Source organism: Nonomuraea sp. NPDC049504 (assembly GCF_040676845.1).
GTDB lineage: Bacteria > Actinomycetota > Actinomycetes > Streptosporangiales > Streptosporangiaceae > Nonomuraea > Nonomuraea salmonea.
In genome coordinates this window covers 104,024-127,906 of the sequence record NZ_JBFAPT010000028.1, presented here as the reverse complement: position 1 = coordinate 127,906, position 23,883 = coordinate 104,024, and the positions used below count along the sequence as shown (strand labels likewise).

Sequence of the window (23,883 nt, the reverse complement as noted above, 5' to 3'; positions counted from 1 at the left end):
CTCCCAGGCGACTCGCTGGGCCTTGGCCGCAACTTCTGCGACGGGGATCGAAACTTTCGGACAAGTTAATAAAGTTTCCCTCTGTTGCCGGTCGCGCGGATTGCCTATTCTTCCGACCATGCGGGTTTCGGTGCGCCCGTATATGGCGTGATCTGCGTGGGATACGAGTCAAGGAAGTAGGCCATGGTAACGAAACATTTCGGTCGCTTACCGTGGTGAAGGGTGACGCTGGGCTGCTGGTGCCGGATCTGCTCGCGCGTCGCGCCCAGGAGCAGCCCGAGAGCCCGGCGCTCGTGGTGGCCGAGGTAGGGACGCTCACGTTCGGCGCGTGGGACCGGCGCTCCGACGCGGTCGCCAACGCCCTGATCGAACGCGGCCTGGCGGACGGGCAGCGGGTCGGGCTGGTGTTCGACGAGCGGGACTGGATCGACCTCGCCGTCGCCTGGTGCGGGGTGATGCGGGCGGGCTGCGTCGCCGTGCCGCTGTCCGCGCGGCTGGCCCCCGCCGAGGTGCGCCACGCGCTGACCGACTGCTCCGTGAGCGCCGTCCTGCACGGGCCAGGGATCGATCCGCCGGACGGAGGGGCGTGGCGGGCGACGGTGACGGAACTGGAATCCGAAGGTCCGGTGAGCCGGCGGGACGTCGCACTGGCTCCGAAGGCGCTGGCGCAGATCATCTACACCTCCGGCACCACCGGCAAGGCCAAGGGCGTCGGCGCCACCCACGCCAACCTCGCCCACGGCCTGTCCGCCGACCCCAAGCGCCGCAGCCTCCTGCACTCCCGGCACTTCCTGCACGCCTTCCCCATCGGCAGCAACGCCGGCCAGACCATGCTGGTCAACTCCCTGGGCGCCCGCCCGGCCGCGCTGACCATGCCGCGCTTCACGCCCGCCCGCTTCGCCCGGCTGATCGAGTCGTACCGGGTGGGGACGGTCTTCGTGGTGCCCGCCATGGCCATCGAACTGCTCAACGCCGGCGTCCACGAGCGGCACGACCTGTCGAGCGTGCGGCTGCTGGGATCCACCGCGGCGAGCCTGCCGCCCGCCGTCGCGGCCGGGATGGCGAAGGCGTTCCCGAAGGCGACGATCGTCAACTACTACACCTCGACCGAGGCGGCTCCGGCGCAGACCGTGATGATCGTGGACCCCACGCGTCCGGCCTCGGTGGGACGGCCCCACTCGGGCGGCGACCTCAAGATCGTCGGCCCGGACGGGCGGCCCGCGAAGACCGGGGAGCAGGGCGAGGTCTGGCTGCGCTCACCCGTCGGCACCCGCTCCTACTACCGCGACCGCGGGCTGAGCGAGACCGTCTTCCGCGACGGCTGGGTGCGCATGGGCGACGTCGGCTACCTCGACGCGGACGGCTACCTCTACCTCGTCGACCGCGAGAGCGACGTCATCAAGTCCGGCGCGCACAAGGTGTCCACGCTGCAGGTGGAGGCCGCGCTGTACGAGCATCCGTCGGTCGCCGAGGCCGCCGTGGTCGGGGTGCCGCATCCGGTGCTGGGCCGGGTCACCGCGGCCGCCGTCGTGACCAGGTCGCCGGTCAGCCTCGCCGACCTGCGGACGTTCCTGATGGACCGGCTGGCCAGGCACGAGCTGCCGAGCCGGCTGCTGTTCGTCTCCGAACTGCCGAAGAACCACCTCGGCAAGGTGGTGAAGTCGCGGCTGCTCGACATGCTCCGGCCAGACGCCACCTGATAACGATCACAGGAAGAACGCACATGACGCACTGCCAGGAGAGCGTGCCGGCCTCGTACGTCCAGCAGGACATGTGGGTCGGCGAGCGCATGGGGGCGGGACCGGCGTACCACATGCCGCTCGCCCTGTGGTTCGACGGCGACCTCGACGTGCCCGCGCTGCTCGGCGCGTGCGAAGCGATGGCCGCCCGGCACCCGGTGCTCGCCACCGCCGTCGCGGAGAGCGGTGACGGGCTGCGGCTGGTTCCGGCCGCGGAGCCGTCCGTGACGGTCGCCGACCTCGATGATCCCGACCGGCTGATCAGGGAGGAGAGCGCGCGGCCGTTCGACCTGGAGAAGGGGCCGCTCGCCAGGTTCACGCTCGCGCCGGCGGGCGAGGGGCGGCATCTGCTGCTGTTCGTCGCCCACCATCTGGTCTTCGACGGCATCTCCAAGGACATCCTGGTACGCGACCTCGCCGCGGCCTACGCATCCGAGTCCCTGAGGCCGTTGCCGTTCACCTGGCAGGAGCCCGGTGAGGACATGCTGGCGGCGGCACGGGAGTTCTGGGCCGGGCGCGAGCCGGCCGAGATCGTGCTGCCGGGGCAGCGGCGTACCGAGAGAAGATACGGCCCTGGCGAGCAGATCGACGCCGGGCTCGACCACGAGCTGACCCGCTCCGCGCGGAAGGCCGCGGCGGCGACCGGCGCGTCGACCTTCGAGGTGCTGCTGGCCGGCGTGCACGCGCTGCTGTTCAGGTACGGCACGGAGAACGTGGCGGTCGCCGTAGACGTCACCACCCGCGGCCCTGAGACCCGCGACCACATCGGCGCGTTCGTCAACGAGCTGCCCGTGCTGTCCCGGCCGGAGCCGGGGCGGACCTTCCGCGCGTTCGTCAGCGAGCTGCGCGACGAGCTGCGCGGGGTGTACCGGTTCCGCGCGGCGCCGCCGAGGCGAGCGGCACTCCCCGTGTCGATCAGTTACCGCAGGCAGGAGCCCGACCCGGTCTTCCCCGGCCTGAGGGTCACCGTGGACCGCATGATGTTCGCGGGCGGCGCGCGGAACCCGCTGCACCTGCAGATCGTGGACGGCCCCGGCGGGCTGGCCCTGAGCGTGCGCTACGACCCGGCGGCCGTGGACCGCGAGGTCGCGGCCCGCTTCGCCGACGGCCTGCGCACCCTGCTGCGCCACGCCGCCGACGATCCCGGCACCCGCCTGGCCGACCTGGACGTCATGCCGGCGGCGCAGGCGCGGCGGATGCTCGTCGAGTGGAACGACACCGAGGTCGCCTACCCCGCCGAGGCGACGTTGCCGAGCCTGCTCGCCGAGCAGGTGCGGACGCGTCCCGACGCGTCCGCCGTCACGTTCGGGGACAGGACGCTGACGTATGCGGAGCTGGACGCGGCGGCCGGGCGGCTGGCCGCCCGGATCAGGCAGGCCGGGGTCGGGCGTGACGAGCTGGTCGCCGTGCACCTGCGGCGCTCCGACCTGCTCCTGGTGAGCCTGCTCGCCGTGCACAGGGCGGGGGCCGCGTACCTGCCGCTCGACCCCGACCACCCGGAGGAACGGCTCGCCATGATCGTGGACGACGCCCGTCCCCGGCTGGTGCTGTCCGAGACGGACGTGCCGTCCTGGCCGGTGCTCCTGGTGGATCGCGCCTCCCTGGAGGCAGGGGAGCGGCTCGCGGAGCCGGTACGCCCCGGCGACCCGGCCTACGTGATCTACACCTCGGGCTCGACGGGCCGGCCCAAGGGCGTCGAGGTCGGCCACGGCAACCTGGCCAACCTGCTGCTCGCCATGCGCGACCGGCTCGGGTCGGGACCCGGCGACGCCTGGCTCGCGCTCACCTCGCCCGCGTTCGACATCAGCGCTCTGGAGCTGTACCTGCCGCTGGTCACCGGCGGCCGGGTCGTCGTCGCGCCGCACGGCGCGGTACGGCAGCCGGAGGCGCTGGCCCGGCTGGTCGCCGAGCAGGGCGTCACGCACGTCCAGGCCACGCCGTCGGTGTGGCGGCTGCTGCTGCCCGGCGGCCTGGCCGGGGTGACCGCGCTGGCCGGGGGAGAGGCGCTGCCGCCCCGGCTCGCGCAGGAGTTGCGCGCGCGCTGCGACCGCGTGGTCAACGTGTACGGCCCCACCGAGACCACCATCTGGAGCACGTACGGCGAGCCGGGCGACGGCGAACCGGTCACCATCGGCCGGCCCCTCGCCAACACCCGGATCTACCTGCTCGACGAGCAGCTGCGGCCGGTTCCCCAGGGCGTCGCGGGCGAGCTGTGCATCGCCGGGGCCGGGGTGGCGCGCGGCTACCGGGACAGGCCGGCGCTCACGGCGGACCGTTTCGTCCCCGATCCCTTCGGCCCTCCAGGGGCACGGCTCTACCGCACCGGCGACCTGGCCCGCTACCGGGACGACGGCGAGATCGAATTCCTCGGCCGCAGGGATGGGCAGGTCAAGCTGCTCGGCCACCGGGTCGAGTTGGGCGAGATCGAGGCCAGGCTGCTGGAGCATCCCCAGGTGGGTGAGGCCGCGGTGGTCGTCCGTGGCGAGGGAACGGACGACCACCGCCTGATCGCCTACGTCGTCCCCGCCGAGAGCGCCCCCGACCCCGGCGATCTGGCCGCCCATCTGGCCAGGACGCTGCCCGCCGCCACGCTCCCGAGCGCGTACGTGGTGCTGGACGCCCTCCCGCTCAACCCGATCGGCAAGCTGGACCGCGCCGCGCTCCCCGAGCCGCCGCAGAAGGCCGCGGCTCCGCGCTCCGAGGGCGGGGCGCTGGTCGAGGAGGTGCGGCGGATCTGGTGCGAGGTGCTGGAACTGGACGACGTCGGCACCGACGACGACCTGTTCGACCTCGGCGGGCACTCGCTCACCATCACCCAGATCACGGCCAGGATCAGGGAGAGCCTGGGCGTGGACGTGTCGCTGGACGCCTTCTTCGACGATCCGACCATCCAGGGGGTCGTCGAGGAGATCGTCCGGCTGCAGGGGGACGGCCCGTCGGCGGAGATCGAGCCGCGTCCCGAGGGGGTCGTGCCGCCGCTGTCGTTCGTCCAGGAACGGCTGTGGTTCCTGCAGAAGTTCGACCCGGACGACGCCTCGTACAACATGTATCTGGTGCTGCGGCTGCGGGGCGAGCTGGAGACCGGCGCGCTGCAGGAGGCGCTGGACGCGGTGGTGGCCAGGCACGAGAGCCTGCGCACGTCGTTCGCCGACGTGGACGGCGCGCCGACCACGGTCATCCACCCGCCAGGCCCCGTGACCGTCGAGTGCATCGACCTCGCGGGCGCGCCCGGCGCGGAATCCGAGGCGCTGCGGCTCGTCTCCGACCGCACCAACGCGCCCTTCGACCTGGCAGGGGCGCCGCCGCTGCGGATCAGCCTGCTCAGGCTCGGGCCGGACGATCACGTGCTCTGCTTCGTGCTGCACCACGTCATCGCGGACGGGACGTCGCTCGGGATCCTGTTCGACGACCTGTTCGCCCTCTACCAGGACAGGGACGCGGAGCTCACGCCGCTGAGGATCCAGTACGGCGACGTCGCCCTGTGGCAGCGGGAACAGGACTCCGAGGAGTCGCTGGCCTACTGGCGCGACCAGCTCGCCGACCCGCCCGTGCTGGACCTGCCCGCCGACCCGCCCGCCGATCTGCCCGCCGGCCTGCCGCGAGGCGAGCGGCCCGAGGGCGCGTTCCACACCTTCACGGTGCCCGCCGAGCTGGTGTCCCGGCTGGAACGGGTCGCGCAGGAGCACAACGCGTCGCTGTTCATGGTGCTGGTCGCCGCCTACCAGGTGCTGCTGGCCCGGCACACCGGGCAGGACGACATCCTGGTCGGCACCCCGTGGGCGACCAGGGACCGGATGGAGCTGGAGCCGGTCATCGGCTACCTCACCGACACGCTGGTCCTGCGCGGCGACCTCGCAGATGATCCGCTCTTCGCCGACCTGCTCGACGCGACCCGGCGTACGGTGCTCGACGCGCACGCCCACAGGACCGTCCCCTTCGAACGGCTCATCGGCGAGCTGGGCGTGCCCCGCGACCTGCACCGCAATCCGCTGCTCAGCACCATGATCATCCTGCACAGCCAGGCGGGGGAGGGGACTCCGCCCGAGCGGGTCGGCGGCCTCGGGGTGGAGCTGTTCGACGGCGGGTACCGGCAGGCCAAGTTCGAGCTGTCGCTGGAGACGTGGCGCAACGAGCAAGGGCTGCTCGCGGTGTTCGGCTACGACGTCACCCGGTATCGGGCGGACACCGTGGAAGGGCTGGCCGCCCGGTTCGAGACGCTGCTCCAGGGCATCGCGGACGCCCCCGAGACCCCGATCTCCCGGTTGCCCCTGCTGACGGCCGACGACACGGCCATGCTCACGGCGTCAGGGTCGGCCGCCCCGAGCGATGGGGAGAGCGTGCCCGCGCTCATCCGGCGGGCCGTCGCCGCGCACCCCGACGCCACGGCGCTGCTGTGGGGCGGCGAGACGATGAGCTACGCGCAGCTCGACACCAAGGTCGCGCGGCTCGCGGCGGCCCTGCGGCGGCGCGGCGTCGCGGGTGGGTGCGTGGTCGGCGTCTGCCTGGAGCGGTCGGCCGAGGCCGTCGTGGCGCTGCTGGCCGTGTGGCGGGCCGGGGGCGCGTACCTGCCGCTGGACCCCGCCTACCCGGACGAGCGGCTCGCGTTCCTGATCGAGGACAGCGCCGCCCGGCTGGTGGTGACCGACGCCGGGCTCGCGTCCCGGTTGCCGGGGGAGACGGTCGTGCTCGTCGCCGAGGACGAGGCAGGGCCAGGCGACCCCCGCTGGTACGGCGACTGGGACCCGGTCGAGCCGGACGATCCCGCGTACGTGATCTACACCTCGGGATCGACGGGCCGGCCGAAGGGGGTGCTGGTCGAGCACGGCAGCCTGGCGGGGCGCGTGCGGTGGATGCGTGAGTCGTACGGGATCGGGCCGGACGACCGGGTTGCGCAGTTCGCCTCGCTCAGCTTCGACGCCCACGCCGAGGAGCTCTACCCGGCGCTGACGGCGGGCGCGGGCGTGCTGCTCCTGCCCGACGGCGCCGCGTCCCTGCCCGACGTGCTGCGCACACCGGCCGGCCGGCAGGTGACCGTGCTGGACCTGCCGACCGCCTACTGGCACCGGCTCACCGAGGCGCTCGGCGACGTGACCTGGCCGGAGGCGCTGCGGCTGGTGATCCTTGGCGGCGAGCAGGTGCACGGGGCGGCGGTGGCCAGGTGGCGGGAGCGGTTCGGCGACCGGGTGCGCCTGGTCAACACGTACGGGCCGACCGAGGCCACCGTCATCGCCACGGCCGCCGACCTCGGCGCGGCCGACACCGTGGGCCGCCCGCCCATCGGCCGGCCGATCGGCGGCACGACCGCGCACGTCCTCGGCCCGTACGGCGAGCCCGTGCCGCCCGGCTTCCCCGGCGAGCTGTGCCTGGGCGGGGCGGGGCTGGCGCGAGGCTACCTCGGACGTCCGGCGCTGACGGCCGACCGGTTCGTCCCCGATCCTTTCGGCCCGCCCGGCTCCCGGCTCTACCGGACCGGCGACCGGGCGCGGTGGCGGCGGGACGGGACGCTGGAGTTCCTCGGCCGGTTCGACGCCCAGGTGAAGGTGCGCGGCTTCCGGGTGGAGCCGGGCGAGGTGGAGGCCGTCCTGCTGGCCCAGCCGGGTGTCCGGCAGGCGGTGGTGACGGCGGACGGGGAGCGGCTGGCCGCGTACGTGGTCGGGCCGGCCGAGCCGGACGAGCTGCGGGCGCGCCTGGCCGCGGCCCTGCCGGCGCATCTCGTGCCCACGGTCTGGGTGAGCCTGCCGGCGCTGCCGCTCACGATCACCGGCAAGGTGGACGTGGCCGCCCTGCCCGCGCCGGAGCCAGGACCCGCCGCGGAGTTCGTGGCTCCGCGCACGGACGCCGAGGTGCTCGTGGCCGAGGTCTGGAGTGAGCTGCTCGGCCTCGAGACGGTCGGGGTCCACGACGACTTCTTCGCCCTGGGCGGGCACTCCCTGCTCGCCACTCGGGTCGCGGCGCTCTTGCGCAACGCGGTCGAGACGGAGGTGCCGATCCGCACGGTGTTCGACCATCCGACCGTCGCCGGGCTCGCGACCGCCGTCGAGCGGCTGGTGATCGAGCAGCTCTCGGCGCTGACCGACGCCGAGGCCGCGGAACTGCTGGAGGTGGGGGAGTGACCGGCCCTGACGTGGGAGTGACCGGCCCTGAGGCGGGAGTGAGCGGTTCCGAGGTGGCAGGGCCGTGGGAGGTGGCAGGGCTGTGGGAGGTGGCGGAGTGACGGGCTCGAACGAGCTGTCGGCGGCCAAGCAGGCGTTGCTGGCGCAGCGGTTGCGGCGCGGGGCGGCGCCGCGCCGTACGATTCCCGCGCGCCCCGACGGCGAGCCGCCGCCGCTCTCGCACGCGCAGGAGCGGCTGTGGTTCCTGGAGCAGTTCGCGCCGGGCACCGCCCAGCTCACGATCCCGATCAGGCTGCGGCTGCGCGGCCCGCTCGACGCAGGAGCCCTGGCCGCCGCGCTGGACGCCGTCGTGGCCGGGCACGACGCGCTGCGCATGCGCTTCCCCGCCACCGAGGACGGCCGCCCGCGCGTGACGCTCGCCGCGGACGCCACGCTCCCGCTCACCGTCCGCGACGCGCCGGACGAGGCGGCCGCCAAGGAGCAGGTCGAGCGGTTCCTGGCGGTGCCGTTCGACCTGGCGGCGGGCCCCATCGCACGGGCGCTGCTGATCAGGCTGCGCGACGACGACCACGTGCTGGTGATCGGGGTGCACCACATCGCCGCCGACGGCTGGTCGGCCGACGTGCTGCTGCGCGAGGTCTTCGCCCGCTACGACGGCCGCACACCGCCCGCCCCGCAGGTCGGGTACGCCGACTACGCCGCCTGGCAGCGCGGTCTGCCCCCGTCCGAGCGCGACCTGGACTTCTGGCGCGACAGACTGGCCGGCCTGGAACCGCTGGACCTGCCGGCGGACCGGCCCCGCCCGCCCGAACGCACCTACACCGGCGCCGCGCACCCGTTCACCCTGGACCCCGAGGTGGCCGCCGGGCTGGCCGGGCTCGGGCGCGCGCACCGGGCCACGCCGTACATGGTCATGCTGGCCGCGCTCGCCGCGCTGCTCGGCCGGTACGCGGGCGCCGAGGACGTCGCCGTGGGATCGCCGGTGGCCGGCCGCCAGGTCCCCGAGCTGGACGGCGTGATCGGCTGCTTCGTGAACATGCTGACCATGCGGGTGGACCTGACCGGCGACCCGACGTTCGCCGAGCTGGTCGGCCGGGTGCGCGACCTCGTCCTGGACGCCTTCGCCCACCAGGACCTGCCGTTCGAGCAGCTCGTCTCCGAGCTGGACGTGCCGCGCGACGTGTCCAGGTCACCGCTGTTCGGCGTCATGTTCGCGATGCAGAACTACCGCCACGAGGCCATCGACCCGCCAGCCGGGCTGACCGTCACCGACTTCCCGGTGGACGCCTGGGCCACCCGGTACGACCTGGAGCTGTACGCCGGCGACGACTCGGGCGGCATGTTCGTCTACAACACCGACCTGTTCGAGCCGGACACCGTCGAACGCCTCGCCGGCCACCTGTGCACGCTGCTGGAGCGGGTCGCGGCCGACCCCGGCACCCCGCTTTCGCGCATCGACCTGCTCACCGAGGACGAACGCCGCCAGGTCCTGCACACCTGGAACGACACCGCCACGGACTTCCCCGGCCCCGCCACCCTGCACGGCCCCATCGAGGCCCAGGCGGCCCGCACCCCCGACGCGGTCGCGGTGCGCTTCGAAGGGCGGTCACTGACGTACGGCGAGCTGGACGCGGCGGCGGACCGGGTCGCCCGGACGCTGCGCGACCTAGGCGCGGGCCCCGGGACGGTGGTCGCCGTGTGCGCGGAACGCTCGCTGGAGCTGCTGCCCGGCCTGCTCGGCGTGCTCAAGGCGGGGGCCGCGTACCTGCCGATCGACCCCGAGTATCCGCCGGACCGGGTGGCGTTCATGCTGGCGGACGCCGCACCGGCCGTGCTGCTCACCCAGCGGAGCATCCGCCCTGACCTGCCGGACACCGGCGCGACCGTCCTCGACCTGGACGACCCTGACATCTGGACCGGCTCGGAAGGCCCGCTGCCCGACGTGCGTCCCGACGACGTCGCCTACGTCATCTACACCTCCGGCTCCACCGGCCGCCCCAAGGGCGTGCCGAACACCCACGGCGCCATCGCCAACCGGCTCGACTGGATGCAGGACCGCTTCCGGCTCGGCGACGCGGACGTCGTGGCGCAGAAGACGCCGCTCAGCTTCGACGTGTCGGTGTGGGAGCTGTTCTGGCCGCTGCGCCGCGGGGCCAGGCTGGTGCTCGCGACGCCGGGCGGCCACAAGGACGCCGCGTACCTGCGCAAACTGATCACCACGGAAGGCGTGACCACCGCCCATTTCGTCCCGTCGATGCTGGCCGTCTTCCTCGCCGAGAACGGCGGCGCGGGGTGCGGGTCGCTGCGGCGGGTGATCTGCTCGGGCGAGGAGCTGCCCGCCGACCTGGCCCGCCGCTGCGTCGCCACGCTGCCCGCCACCGAGCTGCACAACCTGTACGGACCCACCGAGGCGGCCGTGGACGTCTCCGCCTGGCACTGCCGGCCGGGCACCCTCGCCTCGGCGGCCCGCGTCCCGATCGGCACCCCGATCGCCAACACCACCCTGTACGTCCTGGACGCCGCCATGTCGCCGGTGCCGATCGGGGTGCCGGGCGAGCTGTTCATCGGCGGCGCCGGCCTGGCCAGGGGCTACCTCGGCCGTCCCGCGCTCACCGCCGAGCGGTTCGTGCCCGACCCGTACGGGCCGCCCGGCTCGCGCCTCTACCGCACCGGCGACCTGGTCAGGCGCCGCCCCGACGGGGTGCTGGAGTTCCTCGGCCGGCTCGACTCCCAGGTCAAGCTGCGCGGCCTGCGCATCGAGCCGGGCGAGATCGAGGCGGCGCTGCGCGCGTTGCCCGCCGTCGGAGACGCCGCGGTGATCGTCCGCGACGACCGCCTGGTCGCGTACGTCACCCCCGGCACAGGCGGCGCCCCGGACCAGGCGCACGACCAGGCGCACGACCAGGCGCTCGACCAGGCGCTCGACCAGGCGCACGACCAGGCGCTCGACCAGGCGCTCGACCAGGCGCTCGACCACGGCGCACTCCGCGCGGAGCTCAAGCGGACGCTGCCCGACTACATGGTCCCCGCGAGCTACGTCACGCTCGCCGCCCTGCCGCTGAGCCCCAACGGCAAGCTGGACCGCCGCCGCCTGCCCGCACCCGTGGCGACCAGAGACGCGACGGTCGAGTTCATCGCGCCCGACACCCCCACGGAACGCACGCTCGCCGCCATCTGGAGCGAGCTGCTGGGCGTCGAGGCGGTCGGCGTGGACGACGATTTCTTCGACCTCGGCGGCCACTCCCTGCTCGCGACCCAGGTGGTGGCCAGGCTGCGCCAGGAGGTGGGCGCCGTGGTCAGCGTCATGGACGTCTTCAAGCACCGCACCGTCCGCGAGCTGGCCGCGCTCGCCGACACCCCGCAGGACCGGCGCGGCCCCCGCGCGCTGCTGCACCGGCTGACCTCCGCGGGCAGCACCAGCCCGGTCCTCAGCTACGTGTGCGTCCCGTACGGCGGCGGCAGCGCCGTCGTCTACCAGCCCCTCGCCGACGCCCTGCCGGACGGGCACGCGCTCTGGTCGGTCGCGATCCCCGGCCACGACGTGGGCATGGACGAGGACAGGCTGCCGTTCGACGAGCTGGCGGCCGGGTGCGTGCGCGAGATCCTGGAGAAGGTCGAGGGCCCGATCGTCCTGTACGGGCACTGCGGCGTGGGCTCGGCGCTGACCGTGGAGATCGCCCGCCGGCTCGAGGCCGCCGGACGTGAGCTCGACGGCGTCTACATCGGCGGCATCTTCCCGTTCGCCCGCCCGCGCGGCCGGGTCATGTCGCGCATCGCCAAGATCGCGGAGGCCGAGCGGCTGCGCAGCGACCAGCGCTACGTCAACTGGCTGATCTCGCAGGGCGTGGACATGAGCGACCTCGACCCCGCGCAGGCCCGCCGCATCGTACGGAACATGCGCCGCGACTCGCGGGAGGCCGAGGACTACTACACCCGGCTGTTCGAGTCCGGCACGCAGCGGCTGCGCGCTCCGGTGATCAGCGTCGTGGGGACCGAGGATCCGGCGACGGACTACTACCAGGAACGCTTCCGCGAATGGCACTTCCTCACCTCGGCGTCGGCGGTGGTCGTGCTCGCAGAGGCAGGCCACTTTTTCCTGAAATATCGGGCACAAGAGCTCGCCGAGATCGTCACCACCGTCCACCAGGACCTGGAGGAACCGGCCCACACGGCGGAACCGGCCGTGGTGGGAGCGGGCGCGGCGGGACCGGTCCTGACCGAGCCGGAGCGCCCCCGCCCGGCCGGACCGCCGCGAAGCGGTGGCCGCACCTGGTGGTTGCACGACGTGTCGCACGCCGACACGATGCCCGCACCGACCGGCGTCAGGCCCGGCATCCCGCGCTTCCTCGCCGTCGCGCTCAGCCAGCTCGTCTCCATGACGGGCTCGGCGCTGACGGAGTTCGCCGTCCCCCTCTGGATCTACACGACGACCGGGTCGGTGGCGAAGTTCGCGCTGATGGCGGTCGTCGGCCTGGTGCCGGGCATGCTGGTGGCGCCGGTCGCCGGCGCGATCATCGACAGGACGAGCCGCCGCCGGGTGATGCTGGCCGGAGACGTCGCCGCGTTCACGATCCAGCTCGCGTTCGGCGTGCTGCTCTGGACGGGGAACCTGTCCGTCGAAATGATCTACCCGCTGCTCGGCTGCCTGTCCGTCGCGCTCACCTTCCAGCGCCTGGCGTACTTCTCGGCCGTCCCGCAGCTCGTCCCCAAGCACTACCTCGGGCACGCGGTCGGCATCACGCAGCTCGGCACCGGCACCGCCCAGCTCCTGGTGCCCATCTTCGCCGTCGGCCTGATGTCGGCGATCGGGCTCGGCGGCATCCTCCTGCTCGACATCGCCGGCTACGCGGTCGCCATCGCCGTGCTGCTGGCGGTGCGCTTCCCCGACAGCATGCCCTGGCGGCGCCGCGAGTCGATCAAGAACGAGATCCTCGGCGGCCTGCGCTACTCGCTCGGCCACCGCGGGTTCGTCGCCATGCTGCTGTTCTTCGTCGTGCTGAACGTGTTCCTCGCGCCGCTGCTGCTGATGTTCTCGCCGCTGGTGCTGGCCTTCGCCGAACTGGCCGACGTCGGCAGGATCTCCTTCCTGGCCGGGGTCGGGACGTTCGCGGGCGCGCTCGTCATGGTCGCCTGGGGCGGCCCGCGCCGCATGCGCCTGCGCGGCGTGCTGCTGTGCAGCCTCGTGCTCGGCTGCTTCTGCATGCTCACCGGCCTGCGCGCCGACCTGGCCGTGATCGCCGTCGGCGTGTGCGGCATCACCCTCTGGATCACCCTGCTGAACGGCATCTACACCACGATCGTGCAGGTCAAGGTGCCGCAGCGGTTCCACGGCCGGGTGTTCGCGATGAACACGCTCATCGCCTGGTCCACGCTGCCCATCGGCTACGGGCTCGTCGCGCCGTACGCCGCCGGGCTCCTCGACCCGCTGCTGCTGGACGGCGGCGCGCTCGCCTCGACGGTGGGTGCGGTCATCGGCGTCGGCCCAGGCCGCGGCATCGGCCTCATGTACGTGCTCTTCGGCCTCGCCATCCTGGCGATCACACTGGCCGCCATGAGGGTCCCGGCGCTGGCCCGCTTCGACCACGAGGTTCCCGACGCCGTCGCCGACGACCTGGTCGGCGTACAAGCCCTGCGACAGAAGGAGGAATGACGTGACGGGACGACACCAGGTGGTCGTCAACGACGAGGACCAGTACTCGCTGCTGCCCCTCGACCGGCCGCTCCCGGACGGCTGGCGGGCCACGGGCTTCACCGGCGACCGGCAGGAGTGCCTGGACCACATCGACGAGATCTGGACGGACATGCGCCCCCGCAGCGTACGGCTGCGCCAGGAGGCGGAAGGGAGCGCGCGGTGAGCGGCGACGTGGAACGCAGGCTCGCGGACCTGGTGGCGGCCGTGTCCGACGGCGAGATCAGCGCCGAGCAGGCGCTCGCCGGCGACCACTCGCTGTCGGCGCTGGGCCTGACCTCGCTGGCGTGGATCAGGCTCATCGACGCGATCGAGGACGTCTTCGGCGTGGACGTCGACCTCGGCGGCGACCTGTCCGCCTTCGACCGCGTTGACGCGCTCGCCGCCCACGTGTCGGGCCTGCTGGACGCCCGATGACCACCCCGCCCATGGCGACCGCCTCGGTCCGGTTCAGCGGGACCAGGGACGGCGAGGCGCCGCTGACCTGGGGGCAGCGGCTGATGTGGCGGGCCGTGCACCTGATGGGTCCCAGCCAGTCGTTCCTCAACTGCCCCTGGGTGCTGCCGGTGCACGGCAGGCGCGACCTGCCGACCGTGCTGGGCGCGCTGCGCCGGATGCTCGAACGTCACGAGAGCCTGCGCACCACGTTCGTCGACACCCCTGACGGCCCGGTGCAGCGCGTGGCGAGCACCGGCGAACTGACCGTCGAGCTGGTGCGGAGCGGCCCGGAAGGACCGCTGGGCACCGCAGCGCGCATCGCCGACGAGCTGGGCACCACCGTCTTCGAGCACGGGGCGGACCTGCCGCTGCGCTGCGTCATCGTGCTCGCCGACGGCAGGCCGCGAGCCCTGGCCTTCGCCTTTTCACACCTGGCGGTGGACTTCCAGGCGCTCAGCCTGCTGTCGGCCGAGTGGCGGGCGCTGCTGCGCGGCGACGCCCTGCCCCCGCCGCCGTGGCAGCCGATGGAGCAGGCGGCGCTGGAACGCGAGGAGCCGTTCCTGGCCCGCTCGCGGCGGTCGATCCGCTACTGGCGCAAGGTGCTCGAAACCGTCCCGCTCGAGGTGTTCGACCATCCGCCGGGGGAGCCGGAGGAGCCCCGGTTCATCGAGGTCGGTATGGAGTCGGTGGCGCTCGCCGTGGCGGCCGTGCGGCTGGCCGAGCGGCTGACGATCAGTACGACGAGCGTGCTCATCGCCGCCTGCGCCACCGTCCTCGCCGTCGCGAGCGACCGGCCGCGGGCGGTCATGCAGCTCGTCCACAGCAACCGGCGCGACCCGCGTACCCGTCCGCTGGTCGCCACCGTGGGCCAGGACGCCTTGCTCGTGCTCGACCTGCCCGAGACCGGCTTCACCGACACCTGCCTGGCCGCCCACCACAGCGCCCTCATGGCCTATCGCAACGCCCACTACGACCCGTTCGAGATGCGTGCCATGCGCGAGGAGATCGGCCGCATCAGGGGCAGCGAGCCCGACCTCGACGCCTTCTTCAACGACCGGCGCGGCGACGGCACCTGGCCGAACCTGCCCCGCGTGACCGGCGAGGATCTGACCCCGCTCACGGCGAAGACCCGTACCTACGTGACGAACGCCTGGCCAGGGGTCCGGTTCAAGGCGTTCTTCACCCTCGGCACCGCCCCCGACACCGGCCAGCTCAGCCTCATCATCGACACCGCGTACCTGACCAGGCAGACGGCGACGGCCATGCTCCGCGCCGTCGAGACCCTGCTGGTCCGCACCTGCACCGAGGACGTCCCCATCGCCGCCGTCAAGGAACTCCTCAAGACGAAGCCCGGCGACGTCTGGCACGGTGGCGGATGCTGCTGAGCTCCGTGACACGGCGCTCGTCGCCCTGAAAGCCAGGCTGCGCCGGGCATCTCGCTCGTCACTCCGGCTCTTTGCCGGCTGAACCTACTGATCGATCTCCACCAAGACGGCGCGGGCAATGTTCTCCGCCCGTTGTTGTCCGTGTTGGCGATGCAAAGTCACGGCCTGATGCGCCTGGACGCGTGCATGGTCGAGCCTTCCATCCTTCAGCAGGAGTCTGGCGACCGCTGTCAATGCCTGCCCCTCCAAGTATCGGTAATTGTTTCGTCGGGCGGCCGTGAGCGCCCTAGAAGCCGTTCGGTGAGCGGCATCTTCGTCAGCCTCGAGCCTGGCCAGTCCTAAGAGTGCGCTGATCAGTCCTTCTCCCAGGCGGAGGGCGGAGGTGGAGGCGATTTCAACTGCGCAACCGTAGTAGTGGCGGGCAGTAGCAACATCGGCGAGGTGCTCATGTACCGTGCCTAACGCGCTGGCTGCCATTGCCTTCCACCGGGAGTCGCCGACCTGCACGGCCATTTCGTTCGCCGACGTGGCGCACAGCATGGCCTCCTCGAAGTTCCCGGTGTCACAGAGAACGTGGCTGAGCTTGATCAGCGGATTGATGCGGGCTCGACGTGGACCGTCGGGGCCAATGACAGCAAGGCCTCTCCGGAGGAGAGCCTCAGCCTTGAAGAGGTCGCCCTTTTCATATCTCACGATTGACATCGTGACGAGAGCGGCTGCCTCGGGCAGCGGAAAACCTCCTTGACGGGCTAGCAGGCAGGACTGCTGTGAGTGTTCCAGGCAAAGACGGTACTGCGCGGTTGGCCACACAGCCGAGGCGAGACTGTGATGCGCGATCGCTTCGGCCAGCAAATTCTTTTCCTTGTTTGCAGCCTCAATCGCTGCCTCTGCCAAAATCAATAAGTCATGTCTCGGAAAAACGCTGTAATAGGCCGGGCGCAAGAGGTCCGACAGGTACCAGGCCAGCGGACGTGGACCCTGGCGGGCGGTATGTTTGACTAGGGCGACCAGGTTGGCGCGCTCGTCCTGCAGCCAGGCGAAGGCCGTCTCGTTGTCGTCGTACCTCGCTGAGCCGACATCCGGGCGAGGGCTGGGCCCGTGCATGATCGCAGGCATGATTTTCTTGCTCGCGCCTTGTGCGTGCGCTAGATACCAATCTAAAAGGCGATTGACTGCCTCCAGGCGCTCAGTCTCGGTGTCTTCTGCCAATGCCAGCTGTCTGGCGTAGGCATGCATCAGATCATGGGCGGCGACGCGTCCGCCAGGCAGCGGATCGAGCAGATGAGCACAGACGAGAGTGTCCAGCACCTGACGAGCAATCTGGTTCGCCATACCAGCCAGCGCTGCTGCTGCCGACACACACATGTCAGTCACCGGCACTAGGCCGAGCCGACGGAACATCTTTTTTGCCGGAGCAGAAAGTTTGGCGTAGGACATGTCGAAGGCCGTTCGGACCCCGGTATCCGGATCGCCCTCTGCTTGAAAGGTTGCCAGGCCATCACTCTCGCGCAGCAACCCGACGTAGTCACCCAGGCTGAGGAACGGACTGGTGGCGAGATTCGCGCCGCTTATCCGCAGAGCCAGCGGGAGGTGCGCACATCGTCTCACGAGTTCGTCAAGCTCGGCGGGCTCAGCAAGTCCTCTTGGCGCACCGATGGCCTGGATGACGAGGTCGCGTGCGGCCTCATCACTCATTCTGCCGACTTTGAGTAGACAGGCGCCTTCTCGGGCCACCAAACCCGGCAAGCCGTGGCGGCTGGTCACGAGCACAACGCACGTCGGTGTGCCGGGCAGCAGGGGGCGAACCTGCTGCACGTCAGCAGCGTTATCGAGAACGATCAACAGACGACGTCCGGACAGTGAAGATCGGTAGAGCCCGGTTTGTGCCGCAACCTCGAGTGGTATCTCGGCGTCGGAGAGGCCGAACGCGTGTAGCAGCGCGCTGAGCGACTGTTTGGGTTCCAGCGGTGGATCTTGTGAGAAACCGCGCAGGTCCAAGTAGAGCTGGCCGTCAGGAAAACGGTCGGCTCGACGGTGCGCCCACTCAACCGCCAGAGCCGTCTTGCCAACTCCTGGAGTTCCGCTGATCACCACGATCACGGGTGCGGACGGGTAGTGAAGCGGCTGAGCGAGAACTTCGTCCAGCGAATCCATCTCCGGTTCGCGCCCACTGAAGCCGGCGATGCTTGCCGGCAGCTGGTGTGGGACGTGAAGCTTTCGTGATGTATCCGACGTCGTCGTGGCGATGCGTGACCATACGGCGCACCACTCATCAACATCCGCGCCACAGGCGCTGACCCACGCTGAGATGAAGGTCATGGGGTTCTGCTGGTGGGGAAGAACACGCCTCTTCACCGCGTCATTGGCGGTTGTACGAGGCAGCCAGTCCCCTCGTTCCTTCGCGCGGGCTTCCAGATCCCGGAAGGACAGCCCAGCCGACAGGCGTAATTCTTCAAGCAGGCTGATGAAGCCCTCGATCGTGGTGACATCGCGCAGATCGGCCATACCCGCCTCGCTGTCCGGAATGTCCGGGACTGAAACCGGACGCCTTTTCTGTAGAGAAACCCGAGTAGGTGCTCAAACCTTAACTTCGACGGCATCGGCCATGTGGGGAGAACAAAGGATGTCAGCTCGAATAGTGGCGGGACGGTACGTCCTCGCGGCCTGGTTGGGCGCCGGAACGGCAGGGCACGTGTACAGGGCTCGTGATCAGCTGCTTCACCGGACCGTCGCGGTGAAGCACGTCCGAGGAGCACTCATCCCCCTGGCGCTGCGTGCAGCGCGCCTGTCAGCCGGGCTGACCCATCCAGGGATCATCAAGATCTACAACATCATTGAGGACAGAGGCTCACTCTGGATCGTCATGAATCTCGTCGACGGGCCGTCGATGGCGCGGGCCCGTCACTCCTCCGGCCGTCTGCCAGCTGAGTTCGTCGCCAAGATCGGTCGTGACATTCTCCTCGCCCTTACGCACGCCCATGAAAAAGGAATCGTTCATGGAAACCTGAAACCGCAGAATATCCTCATGGATGGGAATTGCGCAGTCCTGACAGATTTCAGCGGCAATCAGAACCCGGGCCTGGATTTCGTTCCACCGGAACTTCTGCGGCGTGGTGCCGCTACCGAACGTGGAGACCTGTGGTCGGTGGGAGCCCTCCTCCGGGCGGCCGCAGGTGCCGAATCGGCTCTGTTGTATCCGGTCATCGACGGTCTGATGAAGGACGAGCCAGCGCAACGGATGTCCGCGGCAACGGCTATCCAACTACTTCGAGGATGGTCGACGACGAATGCTGTGGCGAACGGCCGAACTCGTCGCACCGTCGTGTGACGGAGAATCATCGGTTTCGAATGCAACCTGTGACGGATAAAGCGACGCGAAACTCCTGGTAAGGCGGCGATGGAGCAACATCGGCCGCCCGAACGGAAACGTCGTTCCCCTCCTGCATAATACCGATGCCTACGCCTGTTTGAGCGGTCGCACCACCATGGCCTGGTGCTAAAGGAGCGTGTCCTGCAAATCGGCTGTGGCAAGGAGGATGATCAGTCGCGTCAGGGGTATCGCGCGGGCGAGATGGTGTCGGTGATGCGGCGAGTGCTCCGTACCGACGTGCGCGGCTGATCAACGGACGGAATCGGACATTGCTTTACGATCACGTACTTAGCGAAGCTGAGGAGTGATCGTGATCGAGTGGCGTAGCGCGGATGTGCCGCCCGCCGAACGTTTCGACTGGTGGTGCGGGCTCATCGGGCGGCACATGATGCCGCTGCGGATCAGCAGCGAGCACGAGGACGACTATCGGGCCTCGCTGAAGGTGCTGAGCCTGGGGCAGGCCACCGTGTCGGCGCCCCGCTACCCCGACCTGCACACGGTGCGCACCGCCCGGCTGATCCGCCAGGGGGACCCCGACCAGTGGTGGATGACGCTGACCTGCTCCGGGTCGATGTCGATCGAGCAGGGCAGCCGGCGCGCCGACCTCGCGGCGGGCGACCTGATGCTGATGGACACCTCGCAGCCGTACGACAGCCGGGTGCACTGCCGCGACGGCGGCCTGGCCGGGATCATCTCGCTGCAGGTGCCGCGCGCCGCGCTGCCCGTCCCCGAGCAGAAGCTGCGCCGGCACGTCGCCAGGCCGCTGCCGTCCGCCCGGGGCTCGGGGGCGCTGCTGGCCCAGTTCCTGCGCGGCCTGGTGCGGGAAGGGCGCGCGCTGGGCGACGCCGAGAGCGACGCGCTGGGCAGGGCGGCGATCGAGCTGACCGCCGCGTTCCTCGCCGAGCAGGCGGACGTGACCCGCCTGCTGCCCGAGGAGACCCGCAGGCAGACGCTCGCGCGGCAGATCAAGGCGTACGTCCGCGAGCATCTCGGCGACGGCACGCTGAGCCCCGGGCGGATCGCCGCCGCGCACAACATCTCCGTGCGCTACCTGCACAACGTCTTCGAGGACGAGCGGCAGACCGTCAGCGAGTACGTCAGGACGCAACGCCTGGAACGCTGCCGCGCCGACCTGGCCGACCCCCGCCTCGGCCGGCGCGGCGTCGCCGAGATCGCGCGGCGCTGGGGCATGCCCGACGCCGCCGCCTTCAGCCGCGCCTTCAGGCGGGCGTACGGCATGCCGCCCGGCGAGTACCGCCGGCACCTGGATCGCGCCCGGTGACAACCACTGTGCACTCACCGCCAATGACCGCCGTCCGCAGCCTCGTTAGATTCTCATCCCGCACAAGGGGGATGCGGAGATGCCGGAGGCGAAGGGGATGTGGTCGAGGCGGTCGGTGCTGGTGGCCGGAGGGCTGCTGGTCGCCGGGTGCGGGGGGCCGCCGCGGCCGTTCATCCAGAGCGAGGACTACGACACCGGCGCCTCGGGCAGGCAGCGGCTGCGCAAGATCCTGGAGCGCCGGGCCGCGGCCCTGATGAGCGGCGACGAGAGCGCGTACCTGGCGAATCTGGACGACTCCAACGACGAGCTCATGCGGTACGAGAAGCTGGTCTTCGCGAACCTGCGGCAGTTCGAGCTGGCCGAGGTCAGGCACAGCACCGCGTACACCACCGAGCGGCCCGGGTCCGGCGGCGAGAGCAGCCTCGGGCCGGTCATCCGGGTGGTGAAGCTGACCGCGGACGCCGGTCCCGGTGACATCGCGCCCGCCGAGTCGTTCGTCTACCGGATGAAGGACGACGTGATCACCGGCATCACCCGGGTCACGCTCAAGAACCGGCCGGCGCAGAGCGGCAGCGCGCCGGCGGCCGAGGCGCCCTGGCACACCGACCGGCTCAAGGTGGTGCAGGTGGGGGAGAAGGTGTGGCTGGCGGGCGACCGCAGCGTCACCGACCTCGACCGCTACGCCGCCGTCACCGAGCGGGAGCTGGGCATCGTCGAGCGGCTGTGGGGCGACCGGCTCACGTACCCGGGTCACGTCCTGTTCTTCACCCGCGACGCGGGCAACTTCCGCCAGTGGTTCGGCAGCCCGAACATCGCCAACGCCCTGGGCGTGCAGTACCGGGAGCTCGGCGTGGGCAGGAACGGCAAGCTCCACCAGGGCGAGTACGCCGCCTCGCGCATCGTGGTCAACCTGAGCGGCCACGGCGACGCCGACCCGGCGAGCACGATCCGCCACGAGCTGACGCACGCGGTCACCGCGCGGGCCACCATGGCCAACGTGGGCGAGCTGGGCCCGCCCACCTGGGCGATCGAGGGCTTCGCCCGCTACACCGAGACGGTCGGCGACGCGGCGCGGGCCGCCGAGATCCGGTCACAGGTGGCCGCCGGGGTGCGGGGTGGCCTGTTCCGTGGCACGCCGCCGTCCAACGAGGACTTCTACGGCGACGACGGCATCCACTTCGACTACGCCCTCGGCTCGACCGTGTTCAGCCTGGCCGAGCGGCTCAAGGGCCGGGACGCGGCGGTCGAGCTGTACGCGCGGGTGATCGAGCGCGTCAGCGTCGGCGCCTCCTTCTTCGAGCTGCCGATCTTCGACAGGATGACGCGGGACGTGCTCGGCCTGTCCGCGGCCGCGTTCCGCAGCCGGTGGAACCAGTACGTACGGAACGGTGCATGACGTGACCGGACGCTCCCGCTGGCTCGTGATCCTCGCGGCCGGCCTGGCCGCCTTCCTCGCGGCGGGCACGGGCTCGTACCTGTACGCCCACGACCTGCGCGCCGGCCAGGTGACGCAGTCGTGCGGCGCCCGCGCCTGCATCCCCGGGGTCAAGGCGCCCGCGCTGCTCGACGCGCTCAAGGGCCGCGGCCACGAGTGCGAGGACGCCTCGGGCGTCTGGCTGTGCGAGATGGTGGTCGGCTCGATCGGCTTCCAGGCGCGGGTGAACGTCTCCGACGGCGGCGTGCACCGGCTGACCGGCACCGTCTTCCACGCCGACGGCGACCCGCTGACCGAGGCGGGGCTGGCCTATCTGACGTGGTTCGCCGTCCTGCCGTACCGCGACGACCCGGCCGCAACCGCCCAGGTCCGCGACTGGCTGACCACGATGATCGAGGCCGGCAAGGACACCCAGGCCACGATCCTCGACTACACGTACGTGCTGGTGACGTCCAAGGACGACGCCGTGCAGCTCGACATCAGGATTCCCACATGACCGCAGGACAGCGCTCTCCCGACGGCCGCTTCTGGTGGGACGGCTCCGCCTGGCAGCCTGTCCAGACCGCCCCGCCGCCCCCGTACCCCTACCGCCCCCCGGCACCCCGGCCTCCGGCGAAGAAGGGTCTCGTCCTTCCACTCGCCGCCGTGACGGCCGCGGCCCTGGTGCTGGGCATCGTCCTGGGCGGCGGCGCCGGCTGGCTGACCACCGAGCCCAGGGCGGGCACCGCCGCGCTCACCTTCGCCGACGACTTCCCCGACGTGGACGACCAGTACCTGCCCGGCGTCACCCTCACCTTGATCGTCGACGAGTGGATGAAGAAGGCCAACTCCTACACCTGCACCAACAAACCCGGCGACCCGGACACGTGGAGCAAGGCCAAGCAGTGGATGCGCTGCCTGCCGCCGGATGGCCAGGAGAACAGGTACGTCGACATCGAGTACGACGCCGCCCGCAGGATCAGAGTCCTGAAGGCCACCTGCCACCTCGGCACCCGCGCGGAGGCCTGCACGACACTGTTCGCCACCATGGCCGACACCGCGCTGGTCCCGCAGCCGGAGCTGCGCAAACGCGCGATGGACTGGGCCACGAAGAACGCCGCCGGCGACCGCGGCACGATCATCGGCGGCATCCGCCTCCAGGCCGACCTGTCCCCCCACAGCCTCCGCCTCACCCCGGAGTCGTGACCGTGGATCGCCTACAGGGCGACGACGGTGCCGGTCAGGCGGGACTCCTCCGCCGCCCAGGCGATCTCGTGGCTGTGCAGGCTCTCCCTCGGGGCCGAGAGGATCGCGGCCGGGTCGTCGCGGTCGAGGGCGTCCAGGAAGGCGGTGATCAGGCCCTGGTCGCCGCCGCCGTGGCCGTCCGTGGGCGGGTTCGTGTCGATGACCTCGGTCTCGCCGGTCACGAAGTCCGTCACGGTGAGCCGGGCGCCGTCGCCCTCCAGGAAGCCGTGCGTGCCGAAGATGCGGGTCTTGCGCAGGGCCGCCGGTGAGAAGGCGGTCATGGTGAACGAGGCCGTCGCGCCGCCGTCGAAGTCGAGGTTCACCACCTGGTGGTCCACGACGTCGTTGTCGCACGCGTACACGCACCTGCCGTACGGGCCCTCGCGCAGCGCCCGCAGCAGGCCCGCCTCCGACGGGTCGTCGGTCAGGACGGCCAGGGGCCAGCGCTTCTCCTCGCCCACGTAGGGCTGGTAGATGCGCCTGGCGTCGTAGGGACAATCGGCCGCGACGGCGCAGTCGAGGCAGCGGTCGGCGGCGCCCGCGGGCCGGTTCTCGGCCGTGAAGTGCTTCAGGCCGCCGAACGACGACACCCGCGTGACGCGGCGGCCCATCACGTACGTCAGCCAGTCGAGGTCGTGGCACGACTTGGCGAGCAGCATGAACGTGGCCTCGTCCGTACGGCGCCAGTTGCCCCGCACGTAGGAGTGGGCGTGGTGCCACCAGCCGACGGGCTCCAGGTGCTCGATGGTGACGATCTCCCCGAGCCGTCCGCTGTCGAGCACGTCCTTCACCTGCTGCGTGTAGGTGGTGTAGCGCAGCACGTGACAGACCGCGAACATCACGCCGGACCGCTCGGCCGCCGCGACGATCCGCCGGCAGTCCTCCAGGTCGATGGCCATCGGCTTCTCCAGCAGCACGTGGTAGCCCAGCTCGGCGAAGCGCACCGCCGGCTCCACGTGGTCGGCGTCCAGCGTCGCGATCACCACGGCGTCCGCGATCCTGGGCCGCTCGGCGAGGTCGCGCCAGTCGCCGAAGCTCAGGGCGTCCGGGTGCTCGGCGAGCAGGGCGTCCCTGCGCCGTGGATCGGGCTCCGCCACGGCGGTGAGCCTGGCACGGCCGTCCATCGTCGCGTACCTCGTGTACTTCGTCCCCCGGTCGCCCGCCCCGACCAGGGCCAGCTCGATGTGCGGCATGCTCTCAGCTCCAGT

The 23,883-nt window shown here is 71.2% G+C and carries 13 protein-coding genes; 11 read left to right on the top strand and 2 right to left on the bottom strand.

All coding sequences use genetic code 11. The features are described from left to right. The first annotated feature begins 215 nt into the window (after positions 1-215). The 6 genes from AB0K28_RS40530 to AB0K28_RS40505 all read left to right on the top strand — a co-directional run bounded on the left by AB0K28_RS40530 (position 216) and on the right by AB0K28_RS40505 (position 15,364). Positions 216-1,700, top strand: coding sequence for an AMP-binding protein (locus tag AB0K28_RS40530; RefSeq protein ID WP_364380876.1), 1,485 nt, complete (start codon positions 216-218; stop codon positions 1,698-1,700). Between the two features lie 23 nt (positions 1,701-1,723). Continuing rightward, the gene (locus AB0K28_RS40525; protein ID WP_364380873.1) at positions 1,724-7,852 is read left to right on the top strand and encodes an amino acid adenylation domain-containing protein; all 6,129 of its coding nucleotides are present in this window, start codon (positions 1,724-1,726) and stop codon (positions 7,850-7,852) included. Between the two features lie 97 nt (positions 7,853-7,949). After that, positions 7,950-13,502: an amino acid adenylation domain-containing protein gene (locus tag AB0K28_RS40520; RefSeq protein ID WP_364380870.1), complete on the top strand. Its 5,553-nt coding sequence runs from the start codon at positions 7,950-7,952 to the stop codon at positions 13,500-13,502. 1 nt (position 13,503) lies between these two features. Next, positions 13,504-13,707 (top strand): MbtH family NRPS accessory protein, encoded by a 204-nt coding sequence (locus AB0K28_RS40515; RefSeq protein ID WP_364380867.1) that lies wholly within the window; start codon positions 13,504-13,506, stop codon positions 13,705-13,707. Beyond that, on the top strand, positions 13,704-13,958 hold the full coding sequence (locus tag AB0K28_RS40510; RefSeq protein ID WP_345409029.1) for a phosphopantetheine-binding protein: 255 nt from the start codon (positions 13,704-13,706) through the stop codon (positions 13,956-13,958). The genes AB0K28_RS40515 and AB0K28_RS40510 overlap by 4 nt, the downstream gene beginning before the upstream one ends. Then, entirely contained in the window at positions 13,955-15,364 is a 1,410-nt protein-coding gene (locus AB0K28_RS40505; protein WP_364380863.1) for a condensation domain-containing protein, read from the top strand. Before AB0K28_RS40510 ends, AB0K28_RS40505 begins: the two co-directional genes overlap by 4 nt. Before the next feature lie 84 nt (positions 15,365-15,448). On the opposite strand, the gene AB0K28_RS40500 is transcribed toward AB0K28_RS40505, so the two are convergent. Beyond that, positions 15,449-17,869 carry a hypothetical protein gene (locus AB0K28_RS40500; RefSeq protein ID WP_364380860.1) on the bottom strand — a complete coding sequence of 807 codons (2,421 nt, stop codon included), beginning with the start codon at positions 17,867-17,869 and terminating at the stop codon, positions 15,449-15,451. On the opposite strand from AB0K28_RS40500, the gene AB0K28_RS40495 reads away from it, so the two are divergent. The 5 genes from AB0K28_RS40495 (at position 17,829) to AB0K28_RS40475 (ending at position 22,636) form a co-directional block, all read left to right on the top strand. Beyond that, positions 17,829-18,692 carry a serine/threonine-protein kinase gene (locus AB0K28_RS40495; protein ID WP_364380857.1) on the top strand — a complete coding sequence of 288 codons (864 nt, stop codon included), beginning with the start codon at positions 17,829-17,831 and terminating at the stop codon, positions 18,690-18,692. The genes AB0K28_RS40500 and AB0K28_RS40495 overlap by 41 nt on opposite strands. A gap of 352 nt (positions 18,693-19,044) precedes the next feature. Next, positions 19,045-20,016, top strand: coding sequence for a helix-turn-helix domain-containing protein (locus tag AB0K28_RS40490; protein WP_364380854.1), 972 nt, complete (start codon positions 19,045-19,047; stop codon positions 20,014-20,016). Positions 20,017-20,095: 79 nt separating this feature from the next. Then, positions 20,096-21,412, top strand: coding sequence for a hypothetical protein (locus AB0K28_RS40485; RefSeq protein ID WP_364380851.1), 1,317 nt, complete (start codon positions 20,096-20,098; stop codon positions 21,410-21,412). Between the two features lies 1 nt (position 21,413). After that, on the top strand, positions 21,414-21,947 hold the full coding sequence (locus AB0K28_RS40480; RefSeq protein ID WP_364380848.1) for a hypothetical protein: 534 nt from the start codon (positions 21,414-21,416) through the stop codon (positions 21,945-21,947). After that, on the top strand, positions 21,944-22,636 hold the full coding sequence (locus AB0K28_RS40475; RefSeq protein WP_364380845.1) for a hypothetical protein: 693 nt from the start codon (positions 21,944-21,946) through the stop codon (positions 22,634-22,636). Before AB0K28_RS40480 ends, AB0K28_RS40475 begins: the two co-directional genes overlap by 4 nt. Positions 22,637-22,647: 11 nt before the next feature. On the opposite strand, the gene AB0K28_RS40470 is transcribed toward AB0K28_RS40475, so the two are convergent. After that, the gene (locus tag AB0K28_RS40470) at positions 22,648-23,868 is read right to left on the bottom strand and encodes a Gfo/Idh/MocA family oxidoreductase (RefSeq protein WP_364380842.1); all 1,221 of its coding nucleotides are present in this window, start codon (positions 23,866-23,868) and stop codon (positions 22,648-22,650) included. Positions 23,869-23,883: the final 15 nt, after the last annotated feature.

What these genes read in the sequence shown, in the direction of transcription:
- AB0K28_RS40470 (WP_364380842.1), bottom strand. Translation starts at nt 23,868, where the DNA reads ATGCCGCACATCGAGCTGGCCCTGGTCGGGGCGGGCGACCGGGGGACG.
- AB0K28_RS40505 (WP_364380863.1), top strand. Translation starts at nt 13,955, where the DNA reads ATGACCACCCCGCCCATGGCGACCGCCTCGGTCCGGTTCAGCGGGACC.
- AB0K28_RS40525 (WP_364380873.1), top strand. Translation starts at nt 1,724, where the DNA reads ATGACGCACTGCCAGGAGAGCGTGCCGGCCTCGTACGTCCAGCAGGAC.
- AB0K28_RS40485 (WP_364380851.1), top strand. Translation starts at nt 20,096, where the DNA reads ATGCCGGAGGCGAAGGGGATGTGGTCGAGGCGGTCGGTGCTGGTGGCC.
- AB0K28_RS40500 (WP_364380860.1), bottom strand. Translation starts at nt 17,869, where the DNA reads ATGGCCGATCTGCGCGATGTCACCACGATCGAGGGCTTCATCAGCCTG.
- AB0K28_RS40475 (WP_364380845.1), top strand. Translation starts at nt 21,944, where the DNA reads ATGACCGCAGGACAGCGCTCTCCCGACGGCCGCTTCTGGTGGGACGGC.
- AB0K28_RS40495 (WP_364380857.1), top strand. Translation starts at nt 17,829, where the DNA reads ATGAAGCCCTCGATCGTGGTGACATCGCGCAGATCGGCCATACCCGCC.